Below are 17,253 nucleotides of genomic sequence, written 5' to 3'. Positions count from 1 at the left end.
ACATACTCATTGAGCGCCGGAGGCGTAACCGATATGAGCAGTGCCCAAGACAAGGACGATATCTTGCTGGACGACGACATCATCGAACTCGATGATGAGGAGGTCGTGGTCCCCAAGGCACTCAACCCATGGCAAGTGCTGATCGTGGATGATGAGCCGGATATCCATCATGCCACCCGCCTGGCCCTCTCCAACATTCACTACAAATCCCGTCCGCTGGAGCTGCTCAATGCCTACAGCGGCGCCGAAGCTGGCCGCATGCTGGAGGCCAATCCCAGGATTGCGCTGATCCTGCTCGATGTGGTGATGGAGACCGAAGATGCAGGTCTGCGGCTGGTGCACCGGATCCGCAACGAAATGCACAACTCGCTGGTGCGGATCGTGCTGCGTACCGGCCAACCCGGCCAAGCCCCCGAGCAGCGGGTGATCCTCGATTACGACATCAATGACTACAAGACCAAGACCGAGCTGACGGTACAAAAGCTCTACACCACTGTCATCGCATCCCTGCGTTCATACGAAACCCTCAGTGCCATCGACAAGAGCCGGCAGGGGCTCGGCAAAATTCTCGAAGGAGCGGGCGATCTCTACCATCTTCATTCACTCAAGGAGTTTGCCTCCGGCGTGCTGAAACAGATCAGCGCCATTCTCGATGTGGGCACCGAAGGGGCTATCTGCGCCGAGCGCCGTCCCGGCGAACAGGGGCTGGAGATCCTCGCCGCCACCGGCGACTACGAGACCCTGCTGGGTGATGGCAAGATCACCGACTTTCCCACCCTCAATGACTCGGTCCTGAAGGCACTGGCGGCGCGCAGCAACCGCTTTGAACACCCGCAGGATTCACTCTATATCGCCGCCCAGAATGGTCGCGAGTTCGTGTTGAGTTTTACCCCGACCCAGCCCCTCGATCCTCTCGAGTGCGATCTGCTGGATGTCTTCTGTCAGCGCATCTCGGCGGCCTACGACAACCTCTATCTCTACAACCAGTTGCTGCGCGCCCAAGAGGCCACCGTGGTGGCGCTGGCGGCGCTGGCGGAGTTTCGCGACTCCGATACCGGAGAGCATGTCTTGCGGGTGCAGAAGCTCTCGGATGCCATCGTGGCCGAACTGAAGCAGATGGCGGCCTATCCCGAGCAGCTAACCCCGGAGTTTGTCGAGATGATCGGCATGGCCTCCATCCTGCACGATGTGGGCAAGGTGGGCACCCCGGATCATATCCTGCACAAGCCCGGCCGTTTCGACCCGGAAGAGCGGGCAATCATGGAGCTGCACGCAGGTATCGGCGCCAATATCCTGCACAAGGCGGGCGAAATGGTGGAGGGAACCAGCTACCTCTCTCTCGGCGCCGAAATCGCCCGGGGCCACCACGAGCACTTCGATGGCAAGGGCTACCCGCAGCAGCTGGCAGGTCAGCAGATCCCCCTGTCGGCGCGGATTGTGGCGGTTGTCGATGTGTTCGATGCCCTGCTCAGCAAGCGCCCCTACAAGGAGCCCTGGACGCTGACGCAGACCATGGAGTATATCCAGTCCCGCTCCGGCACCCAGTTTGACCCTCAGGTGGTGGCAGCCCTGTCGCGACTGGTCAACGAGTCGAGACTCCCCTACTCGCTCTGACCCTCTTTACTCGCAACTCCACATGCCCTGCCGGTGACCAAGGTCAGCGGCAGGGCATCAAAACAGCCATTTTGTTGCATCCCGTACACATCAACGCGCCGCAAACCGGAAACATCCCCCTTCTTTGTTAGCGATATCAGCTGAAATATGGTCATTTAACATCACATCGCTATAATATCGGCCTGCAAACCTGATACTAACAACGAAGGAATTATCATGAGCCTGAACCTGGTACCGGCCGGCAAGAGCCTGCCCGACGATATCTATGTCATCATCGAAATCCCGCAGAATGCCGACCCGATCAAATACGAAGTCGACAAGGACAGCGGTGCTATTTTCGTCGATCGCTTCATGTCTACCCCGATGTTCTATCCGTGCAACTACGGCTACGTGAACGCGACCCTCTCTCTGGATGGTGACCCCGTCGACGTACTGGTTCCGACCCCCTACCCGCTGCTGGCCGGTTCCGTCATTCGCTGCCGCCCGGTTGGCGTGCTGAAGATGACCGACGAATCTGGCGAAGATGCCAAGATCGTTGCCGTACCGCACTCCAAGCTGACCAAGCAGTACGACCACATCCAGGATGTGAACGATCTGCCGGAACTGCTGAAAGCCCAGATCCAGCACTTCTTCGAGCGCTACAAAGAGCTGGAAGCGGGCAAATGGGTCAAGGTGGAAGGCTGGGGCGACAAGGCTGCTGCCGAAGCCGAGATCAAGACCTCTGCCGAGCGTTACGCTGCCAAGTAAGCGTCACTCGGTTTGTAAAAAAAGGCGCCTTATGGCGCCTTTTTTGTCGGTGTTTGCGGCAGCTGACCGGTCGCATCTCCAGCAGGATTGCCCTGAATGTATATTTCACGACCATCTTTCTGGTAGGGACGATAGTAATCACCGCCACAGCGATAGCCGCCGCCCGGCTGGCTCATCAGCTCGCAGTTGACCGGCAATACCTCCAACCACTTGATGGCCTGCTGGTAGCGCAGCCACTCCTGCCATTCGTGTTCGCGCGCCAACAGATCGCGCAGGGCAAAGGTATCCGCAACGGACATCCCCTTGTTAACGATCACCTGACCCGCCATGGCTGGCAGGCTGAGCAACCCAGACAGCACTATGATCCAAGGCTTCATAACCCCTCCAGAGTGACTTAATTTCACAATTAAATTAAAAGTCACATCAATCTGTTATCCAGATCACAAAACGAAACATCACCAAAGTGGTGCCGGCTCACCTAGTTGTTAATTATCGTCCACGGCAGGAAGCACCACCATGAAGCTGATCCCCGCGCTGTTGCTCAGCCTCACTCTCTACACCACCCTTGGCGCCACAAGCAACGCCAGCGAGATCAACATGAGCTGGCAGTGGCAATCCACCGATGGCCAGCGCAAGCACTTCCAGCTGACCACCGACGATCAGGTGATGGCCGCCAGTCGCCACGAGATGAGCCTGCTGAAAGCTTCCCTCACCAATCCGCTGGAGACGCTCTACGCCTATATCAGCCCGCGGCTCTACAACAGCATCAACCTGATCAATCAGAGCAGCCCGGAGACCGCTACCAAATTTCGCAATCTGGAGCAGGCCTTCACCCTGCGGGACGACAGCATGGAGTCGATGCTGTTCTGGCAAGCCTACCAGCAGTATCAGGAGGATGCCTTCTACCAGATGAGGGTGATCCCCTGCGTCCATCCGGCCAATCGCAAACTGCCTTGCGTACGACCCGATTACTCTCAGCTCTTCTACCACTTCAAGGGACAGCTCAAGCCGTTGGCGCAGCAGTTTGCCGCCAAGGATCTCGCCACCAGCGTCAGCCTGCTGCAGGAGTGGCTGAACGCCATCCCCACTCAGCCGGAGCAGCTGGATCACTTCGCGCCGCCGCTGCAAGCGTTGCAGGATAACAAGGCCGACAGCGACGAGAAGGCGCTGCTGATGGCCAGTCTGCTGGCGGAGCTGGCGCCGCAATATGTGCTCAGCATCATCTATCCGGATATCAGCATCGGCAGCGTTTCCCCTGCCTGGCTGGCCATTACGGCAGACAGTGGCGTACCCGGTGATGTGGTGGTGATCAACAATCAGCGCCATGTGCTGCTGACCGGCTCGTCCCTGCTGGCCCAGCAGATGACCATGGCCAAGATCCCCCTCATCAGCGAGTCGCTCTACTGACACAGACAGCTCAGACCAGCAGCCAATTCATTGATTTTTATCGATGTCATGCCATCCTAGCCGCCCTTGCCAGCCAACCCCCTGACTGGCGGGGCGCCGACGCTTCTGAATTGCGATCTTATTTAACACTTTTTAAACAGATCCGATCAGTTTAGGATGAAGCTCGCCCATTCCCTCAATCCGAAACTCGTTATAACATAACAAATGGAGTGTCATCAGGATGAAACATCTCGTACTTACTTTGGCGCTGCTGCCATCTCTGGTCTTTGCTCACAACTTCAAGGATGGCAACCCGGTTCCGCTGGTCAATGTCAGCGACAAGGGTGAGCTGGTACTGAACGGCAAGGATATCGGTTACCAGCCGTGGCAGAGCACCTCGCTCACCGGCAAGGTGTTCCTGATCCAGCATATTGCCGGTCGCTCCAGTGCCAAGGAGCTGAACGCCCCGATGATTGAGGCGATCAAGGCCGCCAAGCTGCCGCAAGACAAGTACCAGACCGTTACCGTCATCAACAGCAATGACGCCATCTGGGGCACCTCCGGCTTCGTTAAGAGCAGTGCCGAGGACAGCAAGAAAGAGTTCCCCTGGTCCGCCATGGTGCTGGATGCCAAGGGCATGGCGCGCAACGCCTGGGATCTGACGCCGGAAAGCTCGGCGATCATCCTGCTGGATAAAGAGGGCAAGGTGCTGTTTGCCAAAGATGGCCAGCTCGATGCCAACAACATTGCTACCGTGATGGGGCTCATCAAGTCCCATCTCTAAGTCAGAGAGAAAGGGCGCTGATGGCGCCCTTTCCATAAGGTTCTATGGGTCGTATCAAGCTGAAAATCTGGATCTTGCTGCTGGGCTGGTTATGGCTGCAGCCTGCCCTTGCCCGGCACCAGTTTGAATCTGCCCTGCCCGGCCACGACGACCATCACTGCCTGGTTTGCGCCCTCCATCTGGATGGCAAGCAGGTCATCACCGCCACCCCCTATTGTTTCCCCGGTTCGACCTCTGTTTTGCCCGCTGTTGCAACCATGCAACGCTCGGCGGATACAGCCACGCTTCACAGCTATGCCATCCGTGCGCCGCCCGCCTCTGCTTTTCTCTATCCCTTTGTTTAATTTCGCTATTTGTTTTGAAAAAGGATTAAAGATGAAAGCAGTTACTCTGTTGCTGGCCGCTGCGGCCTTTGGCGCACACGCCAATCACGACGAACACGAGAGCCACAGCCACGGCGCCCACGAGCATGGCCACGGCCACCTCAATCTGGTGGTCGATGGCAACCAGCTGATGATCGAGCTGCAGGCACCCGCAGCCGATCTGGTGGGCTTCGAGCACGCCGCCAAGAGCGATGAAGAGAAGGCGCAGTATGCCAAGGCGGTCGCCCGCCTCCAGCAGCCTGACGCCCTGTTTCGCTTCGACCCGGCCGCTGGCTGCAAACTGACCCAGCAGGAGCTGCAAGCCGCCAAAGAAGAGCATGATCATGACCATGACCATGACCATGACAAGGCTGCCAGCGACAAACATGAAGACCACCATGATCATGACGAAGCGGGCCACGCCGATATGGGCGCCATGTACACCTACACCTGCGCTACACCAGCCAAACTGACCGGCCTCGAGGCAACCCTGTTCAGCGTCTATCCGAGCCTTGAGAAGCTGAGCGTGCAGGGGATCCTGCCCACCGGCCAGACCGCTGGCGAGCTGACCCCGTCCGCCAACAAGCTGAGCTGGTAACGCCATGAAAAAAGCCGTGGTTGAGATCCGCGATCTGGCCTTTGCCTGGCCAGGTGGCGACACCGTACTCGATCTGCCCGCCCTCACCATCCGCGAGGGTGAGCGGGTCTTTATCAAGGGCCCGTCGGGCTCCGGCAAATCGACCCTGCTCGGGTTGCTGGCCGGGATCCAGACCGCCAACCACGGCACCCTGGAGGTGCTGGGCCAACCATTGGCCCGGCTCTCTGGCCGTGCCCGTGACCACTTCCGGGCGGCTAATCTGGGTTATATCTTCCAGCAGTTCAATCTGCTGCCCTTTCTCTCGGTGCAGGACAACGTGACCGCGGCCCTCACCTTTTCGCCCGCCAAACGGGCCCGCCTGCAAGGGAGCCCGGAGCAGGAGGCGCGCCGTCTGCTGGCGGAGCTGCAACTGCCGGATGACGCACTGCATCGCCCCGTCCATGCCCTCAGCATTGGCCAGCAGCAGCGGGTTGCTGCCGCACGGGCGCTGATCGGCTCGCCGCCACTGGTGATCGCCGACGAGCCCACCTCGGCACTCGACACCGACAACCGGGCGGCCTTTATCAAGCTGTTGTTCGAGGAGTGCGACAAGCAGGGCTCGACCCTGATCTTCGTCAGTCACGACCCTTATCTCGAACCCCTGTTCCCGCGGGTCGAAAACCTGCAACAGCTCAACCGGAGGGCATCATGCTAAAGCTCGCCCTGCAAAGTCTCTGGGCCCGCCGCCTCACCGCCGGGCTCACCCTGCTGGCCGTTGCCATCAGCGTCACCCTGTTGCTCGGGGTGGAACGGGTGCGCACCCAGGCCCGTGAAAGCTTCTCCAACACCGTCTCGGGTACCGATCTCATCGTCGGCGCCCGCTCCGGTCAGGTGAACCTGCTGCTCTACTCGGTGTTTCGCATCGGCAACCCCACCAACAACGTGGGGTGGGACTCCTATCAGGCCATCAAACAGAAACCGGGCGTCGCCTGGACCATCCCGCTTTCCCTTGGTGACTCCCACAAGGGATTTCGGGTGCTCGGCACCAATGGCGACTACTTCACTCACCTGAAGTACGGTCAGCAACAGTCGCTGCAACTGCGCGAAGGGCGGCCATTCGAGACGCCGTTTGAAGCGGTGCTCGGCGCTCAGGTGGCCGAGAAGCTCGGCTATCACCTCGACCAATCCATCGTCATCGCCCACGGCGCTGGCAACACCTCGTTCAGCCAGCACGACAACCTGCCGTTCAAGGTGGTGGGTATTCTGGCGCCGACCGGTACGCCCATCGATCGCACCATCCATGTGCCGCTGGCGGGGATAGAGGCGATCCATCTTGGTTGGGATACCGGCCGCCACAGCAAGAACGTAACACCTGAGCAGGCGCTGGCGCTGGATCTCACCCCGAAAACCATCACCGCCTTTATGGTGGGGCTGAGCAACCGCATTCTGGCGTTCCAGCTGCAACGCAGCGTCAACACCTATCCCAAAGAGCCGCTGATGGCGATCCTGCCGGGGGCCGCCCTGCAGGAGCTGTGGAGCCTGATGAGCGTGGCGGAAACCGCTCTCTCGGTCATCGCCGGTTTCGTGGTGGTAGCGGGCCTGATCGGCATGCTGACTACCCTGCTGGCGGGGCTTAACGAGCGGCGCCGGGAGCTCGCCATTTTGCGATCCCTCGGTGCCGGCCCCGCCCACCTGTTCCTGCTGCTGGCGCTGGAGGCCATGGCGCTGACCACGGTCGGTATCGCCCTCGGGGTCGCCGTGCTCTATCTGGGGCAGGGGCTTGCCTCGCCCTGGCTGCTCAGCCACTATGGCCTGCAACTGAGTCTGGGGCTGCCGAGCACCTACGAGTGGCAGTTGCTGGGGGTGGTGTGGCTGGCAGGCATGGTGATCGGCCTGCTCCCTGCCGCCCGCGCTTACCGCTACAGCCTGAGCGATGGCATGAGCATTCGCGTCTAGCGAGACGCCCAAAATTGAAACAGAAGGACAGATGATGAAGTGGAAAATTGTGGCGCTGCTCGCCAGCCTGCTGGTGCTGCCCGCCCTGGCCGCCGATTACAAGACCATCGACTGGGATGTGCTCATCCCGGAAGGGGAAAAACTGCTGCCACCGCCCCAGGTCAATCACGAAGATCCCATGTCGGTGCCGCAACCGGTGGGCGGGGTGAACAAGAAGCTGGATAACCAGGATGTGCGCATTCCGGGTTTCGTGGTGCCACTGGAGGGGGATGCCAAGAAGATCACCGCCTTCCTGCTGGTGCCCTACTTCGGCGCCTGCATCCATGTGCCGCCGCCCCCCACCAATCAGGTGATCTATGTGAGCTACCCCAAGGGTGCGCCGGTGGATGACCTGTGGGATGCCATCTGGGTGAAAGGCAAGATGCGCACGGTCAGCTCCAGCCACGAGATGGCCACCGCCTCCTATTCGATGGAAGCGGTCGAGGTGAGCGTCTACGAGGAGTAATTCTCCCATTGCAAAAAAAGCGGCCTCCACGGAGGCCGCTTTGTTATCTTGGCATCCCGGTTGGAGTAACATTCAGCTCCAGAACCTGTGCGAATGGAGTCAGCATGGCAGACCTCCCCCCCCCGAAAAAAGAGAGTTCGATCCTGAGCAGCCAGGAGCAGACCCTGCGTCTGGCCCGCAGTCGCGGTATCGACGGCATGCTCACCCGCAACACCGACAGCACCTTCGAACAGCGCGCCACCTTTCGCCATCTGGCGGATCAGGCCGCCCGCCAGCGCAATCTGGAAGCCATCATGGTGATGGCCTCCCGCCACTGCGAAGAGACGGCGGCCGGCGGCGAGATGGATAGCGACTGGCTGACCCGCTTCCTGCAACTGGCGGAAGATATCAGCATGGTGCCGATGCAGCAGCTGTGGGGGCGGATCTTCGCGCTGGAAGTCGCCACCCCGGGCCGCTTCTCCATCCGGGCGCTCGCCACCCTCAAAGAGATGACCCAGCGCGAGGCCCAGCTGTTCCAGCGCATCTGTTCACTGACCTGCCACTACACCGGCAGCGACGAGCAACGGCTGCTGCTGGGGCTGCACAAGGGGGCCAGCCTGCTGAGTCGCGCCAAGGCAACCCGCCTTGGCCTTGGCAAATACCGGCTGCCCTACAACGCCCTGCTGCAACTGTTTGAGCTCGGGCTGCTGCATCGCGCGGAGCTGGAGTCAGGCCCGCTGCCCGCCGATGGGGTCGAGCTGGAGTTCGGCAACCAGCGCTGGCGGCTGCAGAGCAAGCAGAACAACATCACCCTGCTCTACTACCGCCTCACCCCGGTGGGCAACGAGCTCGCCCAGCTGCTGCAAGAGTCGCCGCTGGAGGAGTACCTGCAAGATCTGAAAACCGTGCTGGTACAGGGTATCCAGATTGAAGTGATGCAGCTCGTAAGCCCCCCCTCCTCACCCGCTCCCGACCCTCTCCCCTGATCTCTGGCGGGGCAGCTGCTGCCCCGTCGGTTCATGGCCCCTTCGCATCAAGCTGCTGGCTCCCAACTCATGGGCTTGACCAGAATAGGTTGCAAATTGCAGATGCCGCAGAGGCACACCCCGTCTGCTCCGTTGCATATTGCAAACAGCAACGATCTTTTCCTGCCAAAACGACACTAATAACACATCAATCATTAGCTTTTGCCAGCTGGCCCGCCCTTTGCACATGTCTTGATGCAGATCAAAATTCAACCATCACAGCTCGGGAGCAAGGCCATGAGAATCAATCAACCGGTTACCCAAAGAGAACGTCTCTATCCAGACCACCAGAGCCTGATCTCCACCACGGATCTGGAGAGCCGCATCACCTACGCCAACGATGAGTTCTGCGATATTGCAGGCTTCTCGCTCGACGAGCTGAAGGGGGTACACCACAATCTGGTGCGCCATCCTGACATGCCGAAACAGGCCTTTGCCGATCTGTGGGGTCACATCAGGGATGGCAAGAGCTGGATGGGGCCGGTGAAAAATCGCTGCAAGAATGGCGATCACTACTGGGTCAGCGCCTTTGTCACCCCCATCAAGGATGCCAGTGGCCGGGTGGTGGAGTATCAGTCGGTGCGCACCGCCCCGAGCGAGGAGATCAAACAGCGGGCCGAGAAGGTCTATGCCGACCTTCGCAACAACAAGCTGCCGCTGGCGCTCAAGTTGCCCACCTTCTCCCATACCCTGGTCATCAACCTCTGTCTGCTGCTGAGCCTGCTCGCCATGTTTGCCCTGGGCTACAGCCACGATATGAACTGGCAACTGGCGCTGGCCGCCCTGCCGCTGGCGATAGCGGCCATCACCCTGAATGCCCTCTCCCGTCGCCTCGGCAAGCTCAACAAGATGGCCCGCAGCCGCTTTGACAACCCGCTGATGCAGCTGCTCTACACCAACAAGGTGGACAATATCGCCGCCATCGAACTCTCGATGGTGATGAATCAGGCCGAGTTCAACGCCGTGCTGGCCCGCACCCAGCAGACTTGCAGCAAGATCCTGCAGGCCGCCGAAGGGGATCTGCGCAACGCCGAGTCCATCACCGACAACCTGCAACAGCAGCAGGCCGAGACCAATCAGGTAGCCACTGCCGTGACCGAGATGTCGGAGTCCATTCGCGAGGTGTCACAAAGTTCGACTGACTCCTCCAGCCTGCTGGATGAAACGGCCGTGCTGTTCAAGAGCGGCAACAGTAGCGTGGCCGAAACCGTGGCTGCCGTGGCAGGCATGAACAGCGAGCTGACCACCTCCAAGAGCGTGATCAGTGCGCTGGTCGGCCACTGCCGCGATATCGACGGCATCCTCGATGTGATCAACAACATCGCCAACCAGACCAACCTGCTGGCCCTCAATGCCGCCATCGAAGCGGCCCGGGCTGGCGAAGCGGGTCGCGGCTTCTCGGTAGTGGCCGACGAGATCCGCACGCTCGCCATCAAGACCCAATCCTCGACCAGCGAAATCCAGAAGATGATCACCGAGCTGCAAACCAGCGCCGGGGATGCAGAACAGGCGATGGAGAAGGGCTGCCAACTCTCCGAAAGCTGCCAGCAAAAAGCCTCGGCAACCGGCACCATTCTCCAGCAGATCAACGATATGCTGCAGCAGGTCGCCTCCGGCAGCGGCCAGATTGCCCAGGCGGTGCAGGAGCAGTTCCACGTCACCGCCGAGATCAACCGCAACGTGCTCAGCATCAAGACCCTGGCCGATGACTCCAGCGTCGGCAGCCAGCACGCCGTGCACGGCATCACCCAGCTGGTAAATCAGTTAAGCGATCTCGACCGGCTGGTACGCCAGTTCCAGAAAGGGGCTCCGGCAAGCCAGAGCCGCTACGAAGTGGCCACCACCCGCGCCGTTCCGGTCCGCCAAGCCAGATAACCACTACACAAACAATCACCGCAGAAAAACCCTATGGGCCCGCAGGCCCATAGGGTTTTTTAATACCCGCCAACAAGATAGCGACACTCCCACTTTCACCGTCCTATTTTCCCCAACACTGATGGCCGACACTGTTGAGCGGTTATATCGCCGTCCGTTATTTATTAATTTATTGATCTTGCTCAGAAAACCGCCCGCTTGTACTTCTCACCCCAGCCCCGTTCGGTAACATAGCCGCTTGGCAACCTCTCGCAGGAGTCAGCCATGAGCCAAGCCAGTACCAAAACGCAGGTAACAAACAGCAGACTGGAAGCTGAAATTCAGGGGCGGTAGCGTAGTTTTTGTAAGTTGGCGCAGAGCGTAGCCAAACCCAGCAGACGAGAATTATCATCTCAACCAGAACGGAATAAACACGGATTGGAGCGTTCGGTAAAACAGATGTGCAGATACGTTTCGCGGTAAACGTTGGGCTTCACTTCGTTTAGCACCAACCTACGATATTTAGCCCAACATGCGAGATGGTAATGATTGCGCTCAAAGGGGAAGTCAAGCGAATGCGTCAAGCTTCAGAGGCAGGCACATAACTAATTGATGTTAAATATCATGTTTATTATCTGTATCAGGATGGAGCGGAGTTAGATGACCATAGGGAATCACATGGAAGTAGATAATATAAAGCTATACATAGATGGACGTTGGGAACTCACTGACCTGAATGTTCTTACGAGAGTCTATATTCAGCTCTACGGCTTGCTCTATTCCCTTGATGTGGCTGATGACTATCTAGATGACGAAATTCAGTACATTTATGGGAAATATCCTTGGCGTGGTGGGTTTAGCGCAGTTAACTTCTATCAAAATTTATTCGCCAAAATGCCGCGTAAATACAAGCCTAGTATTAAATCAATTCAGTATGCATCTCCCGGATTTATAGAGTTATCCCAGATAGTAGAAGTAGCAAAAGATGTTGCTCAAATTGTTGGGTATGTCTCGGCCGCTCTCCTTGCAGGAAACAAAACCTACAGTGTTATTCACAAAGGAATGAGTGAAAGAAAACTAATGAGACTTAATCTTCGAAGTGAAGAACTCAGTCTTTTAGAAAAAGAAAAAACATTTATTCATAATTCAGTTGTGGAAATATCTAATTTGATGGGTGTAAAAAAAGAAACTCTATCCACACTGTATTTTCGCAATGAAAACAATGAACTTGCGGTTTTAAAAATACTTGCCTCAGTGTATCGGCGCGCACGAGATTTAGCGATATTGCAAAATAAACAGAAGCTAGACTTGCAGCGAGCACATCGTGAGCGGTCATCAACTAACAAGCAAAGGCAGTCGGATGCGTAAACGCGCCGCTGCTTTGGGAATTAGATTACTTGTTCTTTATCTATAGCAACTTAGAGGCTTTTTATGGACCATGAGTTCGATGAGAAAAATCCCAAAATGGCCGTTGAGTTCTCGAATTCCAATCGTGAAAAAATGATTCGATTGCTCCCTCCATCTCTATCTAAAAAAGAAGAAGGCTTATACCTTAGAATAATAAAAAGCAAGGCTAACTATCTAAATAAGTTATCTTCACTATTCTCTGAAATGAATGAAATTTATGCTTACGTAGATAAATTTACACCTTGCAAAAAAGGTTGCTCTCATTGCTGCCACATTCCAGTGTCAGTTTCAGAGCTAGAAGTGGAGTACATAGAGAAATCCTTAAAGATCAAGAGAAAAGAATTCTCTGCATATGACAAAACACAGGAAAAACCCTGCCCATTCCTAAAGGACAACGGTTGCAGCATATACAATGTGCGACCATTTGTTTGTAGAAGGCATGTTGTGTTAACAAAAACATCCTATTGGTGCGAAATTGAGCGTTGCAACCAAGAAACAATGCCACTATTAAATTTCACTGAAACCCAAAAAAGTTTTGAATATTTAATTTATGAGTCAGGGAAAAGCAGACTTTTTGATATAAGAGAAATATTTTAACTATAGCGCCCCAATAAAACATTCGCGTGAATTCGCAATATATCCCAAAGTATGGAAAACGCTTGTGATGCTCACCAACTAGAACAAGCCTTGGTTCGACTGTCTTAGGTGATAGCTTCATCATTGAGGACTTTGAGTCAGAAAGAAGGAGAGCTCGAAATTTTGGTTTGGAAAGCGGTTTATCAATCAGCCCGTAGGTTCGAATAGCGCAGCGTATTCGGACAATCGCGAATAACCCCGCTGCGATATAAGCAAGGATCGGAAGACTCCCTTGCGGGGTTGCTATCGGCAGCCTTGGAACAGCTCAAGGCTCGTCGGTGCCACTATAAGCTGGATTTATGGGCTTTCCGATAATGACCCAACTTTTTTTTATAGTGGCTGCCGCCAGCCCATCAGCGCCTGTGATGGCCAACTGGCCGGCCGCCGGGCACTTGTTATACGTTCTTCCGATCCAGCTACAGGTAGTTCCCCTGCCGCAGGGCGGTCAGCAGCTCATCCACCAGCACTTCCACCGGTTTACCGGCGTTAAGCAGGTGTATTTCCGGCTGCTCCGGTGCCTCGTAGGCAGAGTCGATACCGGTAAAGTTGCGAATTTCACCTGCCCTAGCCTTCTTGTAGAGCCCCTTGGGGTCGCGCTCTTCGCAGATGGCAAGCGGCGCATCGACAAAGACTTCGACAAACTCCCCCTCGCCCAACAGATTGCGCACCAGCGCCCGCTCGGCACGGAACGGCGAGATAAAGGCGGTGAGCACGATCAGGCCCGCATCCACCATCAGTTTTGCCACCTCGCCGACCCGGCGGATATTCTCCTGCCGCGCAGCATCATCGAAACCGAGATCGCCGCAGAGGCCGTGGCGCACATTGTCCCCATCCAGCAGATAGGTGTGCTTGCCTTGTGCCGCCAGCGCCTGCTCCAGCGCCCCCGCCAGGGTCGATTTGCCCGCCCCCGACAGCCCGGTAAACCAGATCACCAGCGGTTTTTGCCCTTTAAGCTCGGCCCGGCTCTGTTTGTCCACGGCATGCTTGTGCCACACGATATTGCTCATCCCACACTCCTTGATTGGCGCGTACGCCTCAAAACTTAAACTGTCCGGCACCACGGGAGCCGCCTCGGACTATCAGCCGACAACGTGCTGGTGCCATGGTATTGCTCATCCAACACTCCTTGATTGGCGCTCACGCCTCAAAACTTAAACTGTCCGGCACCACGGGGAGCCACCTCGGACTATCAGCCGACAACGTGCTGGTACCATGGTATTGCTCACCCAACACGCCTTGATTGGCGCTCACGCCTTAAAACGGAAACAGCAGGGGCACCATCACAATCACCCCGAGGCTATAGGCCAGCGAGACCGGCAGGGCCAGCTTGAGGTAGTCCGGCATCTTGTAGTTGCCCGCGGCATAGACCATCAGGTTGGTCTGGTAGCCGTAGGGCAGGATAAAGCTGGAGCTGGCCCCGAACAGCACCGCCAGAATAAACGGCATGGTCGAGACATCCATGCTGAGCGCCAGCTGGTAACCCATGGGGAAGGCCAGCGCGGCGGCGGCGTTGTTGCTCATCAGCTCGGTCAACACCAGCGTAAACACATAGATACCGATAAAGGCGATGATGGGGCTGGCACCGTTGAACTCTCCCATCAGCCAGTCGGCGATAAGCTTGGCCAGTCCGCTCTTTTCCAGCTGATCGGCGATGGCCAGCGCCCCGCCCACCACCAGCCAGATATCCAGCGGAAAGCGGCGGCGGATCTCGTCCAGAGTCAGAATGCGGGTGAGCAGCAGCGCCACCAGCATCAGCAGCAAGCCCTTGAACAGCGGCACCAGCTCGAACACCGACAGCGCCAGCACCCCGAGAAACCCCAGCACCACGACGGCGCTGCGCTTGCCATCGAGGCGGGTGGAGGCTTCCAGCCCGCTCACCACCACAAACTCCCGCCCCAGCGACTTGTTGCGGGCAAACTGGGGGCCGGGGGCCAGCAGCAGGGTATCACCGGCGTGCAGTTCAATCTGGCCGAGGCCGCCGGTAAGCTGGGTTTCGCCGCGGCGCACCGCCAGCACCACCGCATCGAAGTGGGTGCGAAATTCGGCATCCTTGATGGTCTGACCCACCAGCCGCGAGCTGTGGCTGACGATCACCTCCACCAGATGCTGGCCGTTGAGGCGGTGCTGACCGTAGAGATCCAGCCCCTTCATCTCCTGCAATACGCCAACGCTCTCCACATCGCCGCAAAACAGCAGCACGTCCCCTTCGTGCAGTTCGTGTTCCGGCTGCACCGGGCAGATCACCTGATCGCCGCGAATGATTTCCGCCAGATAGAGGCTTTTCAGGCTGCGCAGGCCGTTCTCCTTGACGCTGCGCCCCGCCAGCGGCGAACCGGCGCCCACCTTGGCTTCGAGAAAATAGCCGGATTCGCGGCTCATCTCGGTGTCCTGCTCCGGCAGGTGACGGGCAAACAGCAGCACGGCCACCAGACCGGTCAGCAGGGTGCCCGCCCCCACCATAAAGAAGTCAAACATGCCGAGCGGCGGCGCCCCCATCTTGATGAGGAAGCTGTTGACGATCAGGTTGGTGGAGGTGCCGATCAGGGTCAGCACCCCGCCAAAGGTGGCTGCGAAGCACATGGGCAGCAGCAGCCGCGATGGTGCGTGGTTGGGGTTGCGTTTGACCGCTCCCAGCATGGAGGCCACCACGGCGGTGTTGTTGACGAAGGCAGACAGGAAGGCGGTGGAGAACCACACCTTCACCAGCACCTTGTTGAATGAACCCGTGCCCACCAGATTGGCGAACCAGCTCATGATGCGGGTCTTCTCCACCGCCAGCGACACCAGCAGCAACAGCACCAGGGTCAGCAGGGCACTGTTGGTGTAGCCCGCCACCACGGCGTTGATATCCGCCAGCCCGCTCAGGTAGGTGATGAGCACGGCGCCCGAGAAAAGCAGCGCCGGGCGGAGTTTGCCCTGGATCAGCAGGGCCACGAGAGCAGCCAGCAGACCCAGCACCAGGAATTGTTGCCAGGTCATGGGCTTACTCCTTGCTTGTGTCGTTACCGATGGCAAGGGCTTGCCAGTGCGGGAAGTGCTTGCGCACCAAGGCGTTGAGCTCGATCTCAAACTCGCTGTAGTGCCCTTTTACCGCTTTGGCGGCCAAGCCTTCCACTATCATGCCGGCGCCGACGGTGACGTTGGTCAGCCGGTCGATCAGGATAAAGCTGCCGGTATCGCGGATCTCCTGATACGGGTCGAACGCCACCGGGTCGGTGAGGCTCAGCTCGCACAGGCCGATCTCGTTGAGCTTGAGCTCGGAGGCGGGCAGCTCGTCCAGCTTGTTGATCTCGATACGGTGGCGGATGGCCTCCACCTGACCGCGACTCTTCTTGGTGGCCAGTTTGACGTCGTAGACCCGGCCCGGTTGCAGGGACTCCTCCCCCATCCAGACGATATGGGCCAGCACATTCTGGGTCACTTGCGGCCGCTTGGCCGCATCCACCAGCAGGTCGCCGCGGCTGATATCGATCTCGTCGGCGAAGGTGACCGTGATGGCCTGACCCGGCAGGGCGTACTCCAGATCCCCGTCGAAGGTGACGATGCGGGTCACTGTGCTCTCCTTGCCGGACGGCAGCACCGCCAGCTTGTCGCCCACCCGCAGAATGCCGGAGGCGAGCGTGCCCGCGAAACCGCGAAAATCGAGGTTGGGGCGGTTGACGTACTGCACCGGCAGGCGCACCGGGTGACGCTCCAGCTCGCGCTCTACCTCGGCGGATTCCAGCAGGGCCAGCAGGGTTTCGCCCTGATACCAAGCCAGCTTGTCGCTCTGGTTGACCACGTTGTCACCGTCCAGCGCCGAGACCGGCACGATATGGATGGTGTCGACACTGAGCTTTTTGGCGAACTCGCGATAATCAGCACTGATGCGCTCGAACACCTCCTGACTGAACTCCACCAGATCCATCTTGTTGACCGCCACCACGAACTGCTTGATGCCGAGCAGGCTCGCAATAAAGCTGTGACGACGGGTCTGATCCAGCACGCCTTTGCGGGCGTCGATCAGAATGATGGCCAGATCACAGGTGGAGGCGCCGGTCGCCATGTTGCGGGTGTACTGCTCATGGCCCGGGGTATCCGAGATGATAAATTTGCGCTTGGCGGTGGAGAAATAGCGGTAGGCCACGTCGATGGTGATGCCCTGCTCGCGCTCTGCTTGCAGGCCGTCAACCAGCAGCGCCAAGTCCAGCTTCTCGCCTGTGCTGCCGAGCTTCTGGCTGTCGGACTCCAGCGCTTTGAGCTGATCTTCATAAATCTGCTGGGAGTCGTGCAGCAGGCGACCGATAAGGGTGCTCTTGCCGTCATCCACGCTGCCGCAGGTGAGAAAACGCAGCAGACTCTTGTGCTGCTGGGCGTGCAGATAGGCTTCGATGCCCTGTTCGGTGATGGCGGTCTGAATATGGCTGTTCATGCTGACGACT

At 58.0% G+C, this 17,253-nt stretch carries 17 protein-coding genes; 13 read left to right on the top strand and 4 right to left on the bottom strand.

Annotation, left to right across the window (positions count from 1 at the left end):
• The first annotated feature begins 33 nt into the window (after positions 1–33).
• Together ACB040_RS09795 and ppa are read left to right on the top strand one after the other, a co-directional pair.
• Complete coding sequence (locus ACB040_RS09795) at positions 34–1,614, top strand: DUF3369 domain-containing protein (protein ID WP_338772502.1); 1,581 nt, start codon at positions 34–36, stop codon at positions 1,612–1,614.
• Between the two features lie 216 nt (positions 1,615–1,830).
• The gene (gene ppa, locus ACB040_RS09790) at positions 1,831–2,361 is read left to right on the top strand and encodes an inorganic diphosphatase (RefSeq protein WP_005335667.1); all 531 of its coding nucleotides are present in this window, start codon (positions 1,831–1,833) and stop codon (positions 2,359–2,361) included.
• Between the two features lie 29 nt (positions 2,362–2,390).
• On the opposite strand, the gene ACB040_RS09785 is transcribed toward ppa, so the two are convergent.
• Positions 2,391–2,738: a hypothetical protein gene (locus ACB040_RS09785; protein WP_338772504.1), complete on the bottom strand. Its 348-nt coding sequence runs from the start codon at positions 2,736–2,738 to the stop codon at positions 2,391–2,393.
• A 139-nt stretch (positions 2,739–2,877) separates the two neighbouring features.
• On the opposite strand from ACB040_RS09785, the gene ACB040_RS09780 reads away from it, so the two are divergent.
• The 11 genes from ACB040_RS09780 to ACB040_RS09730 all read left to right on the top strand — a co-directional run bounded on the left by ACB040_RS09780 (position 2,878) and on the right by ACB040_RS09730 (position 12,793).
• Positions 2,878–3,768: a hypothetical protein gene (locus ACB040_RS09780; protein ID WP_338772505.1), complete on the top strand. Its 891-nt coding sequence runs from the start codon at positions 2,878–2,880 to the stop codon at positions 3,766–3,768.
• Between the two features lie 220 nt (positions 3,769–3,988).
• Positions 3,989–4,531 carry a YtfJ family protein gene (locus tag ACB040_RS09775; protein ID WP_005343253.1) on the top strand — a complete coding sequence of 181 codons (543 nt, stop codon included), beginning with the start codon at positions 3,989–3,991 and terminating at the stop codon, positions 4,529–4,531.
• Between the two features lie 44 nt (positions 4,532–4,575).
• A complete protein-coding gene (locus ACB040_RS09770) occupies positions 4,576–4,875 on the top strand; it encodes a DUF2607 family protein (RefSeq protein ID WP_100645133.1) in 300 nt (99 codons plus the stop codon).
• A gap of 31 nt (positions 4,876–4,906) precedes the next feature.
• On the top strand, positions 4,907–5,491 hold the full coding sequence (locus tag ACB040_RS09765; protein WP_371154574.1) for a DUF2796 domain-containing protein: 585 nt from the start codon (positions 4,907–4,909) through the stop codon (positions 5,489–5,491).
• A 4-nt stretch (positions 5,492–5,495) separates the two neighbouring features.
• The gene (locus ACB040_RS09760; protein ID WP_201986254.1) at positions 5,496–6,185 is read left to right on the top strand and encodes an ABC transporter ATP-binding protein; all 690 of its coding nucleotides are present in this window, start codon (positions 5,496–5,498) and stop codon (positions 6,183–6,185) included.
• A complete protein-coding gene (locus ACB040_RS09755) occupies positions 6,179–7,426 on the top strand; it encodes an ABC transporter permease (RefSeq protein ID WP_323925042.1) in 1,248 nt (415 codons plus the stop codon). Before ACB040_RS09760 ends, ACB040_RS09755 begins: the two co-directional genes overlap by 7 nt.
• 31 nt (positions 7,427–7,457) lie before the next feature.
• Positions 7,458–7,931 carry a DUF3299 domain-containing protein gene (locus ACB040_RS09750; protein ID WP_026034852.1) on the top strand — a complete coding sequence of 158 codons (474 nt, stop codon included), beginning with the start codon at positions 7,458–7,460 and terminating at the stop codon, positions 7,929–7,931.
• Between the two features lie 104 nt (positions 7,932–8,035).
• A complete protein-coding gene (locus tag ACB040_RS09745; protein WP_371154571.1) occupies positions 8,036–8,896 on the top strand; it encodes a TIGR03899 family protein in 861 nt (286 codons plus the stop codon).
• Between the two features lie 276 nt (positions 8,897–9,172).
• Entirely contained in the window at positions 9,173–10,810 is a 1,638-nt protein-coding gene (locus ACB040_RS09740; RefSeq protein WP_371154569.1) for a PAS domain-containing methyl-accepting chemotaxis protein, read from the top strand.
• A gap of 657 nt (positions 10,811–11,467) precedes the next feature.
• The gene (locus tag ACB040_RS09735; RefSeq protein ID WP_371154567.1) at positions 11,468–12,157 is read left to right on the top strand and encodes a hypothetical protein; all 690 of its coding nucleotides are present in this window, start codon (positions 11,468–11,470) and stop codon (positions 12,155–12,157) included.
• 63 nt (positions 12,158–12,220) lie between these two features.
• The gene (locus ACB040_RS09730; protein ID WP_371154565.1) at positions 12,221–12,793 is read left to right on the top strand and encodes a YkgJ family cysteine cluster protein; all 573 of its coding nucleotides are present in this window, start codon (positions 12,221–12,223) and stop codon (positions 12,791–12,793) included.
• Between the two features lie 455 nt (positions 12,794–13,248).
• Here the strand turns inward: ACB040_RS09730 and cysC are convergent, their stop codons facing one another.
• From cysC to cysN, 3 genes are all read right to left on the bottom strand, one after another.
• Positions 13,249–13,839 carry an adenylyl-sulfate kinase gene (gene cysC, locus ACB040_RS09725; RefSeq protein WP_021229572.1) on the bottom strand — a complete coding sequence of 197 codons (591 nt, stop codon included), beginning with the start codon at positions 13,837–13,839 and terminating at the stop codon, positions 13,249–13,251.
• Positions 13,840–14,086: 247 nt separating this feature from the next.
• Positions 14,087–15,811 carry an SLC13 family permease gene (locus ACB040_RS09720; protein ID WP_371154562.1) on the bottom strand — a complete coding sequence of 575 codons (1,725 nt, stop codon included), beginning with the start codon at positions 15,809–15,811 and terminating at the stop codon, positions 14,087–14,089.
• A gap of 4 nt (positions 15,812–15,815) precedes the next feature.
• Positions 15,816–17,243 carry a sulfate adenylyltransferase subunit CysN gene (gene cysN / locus ACB040_RS09715; protein WP_371154560.1) on the bottom strand — a complete coding sequence of 476 codons (1,428 nt, stop codon included), beginning with the start codon at positions 17,241–17,243 and terminating at the stop codon, positions 15,816–15,818.
• Positions 17,244–17,253 lie beyond the last annotated feature (10 nt).

The sequence above is a fragment of the Aeromonas sp. S11(2024) genome (assembly GCF_041402345.1).
Lineage (GTDB): Bacteria > Pseudomonadota > Gammaproteobacteria > Enterobacterales > Aeromonadaceae > Aeromonas > Aeromonas veronii.
Note: the sequence above shows the minus strand (reverse complement) of the source record. Positions and strands in the feature narration are given on the sequence as shown.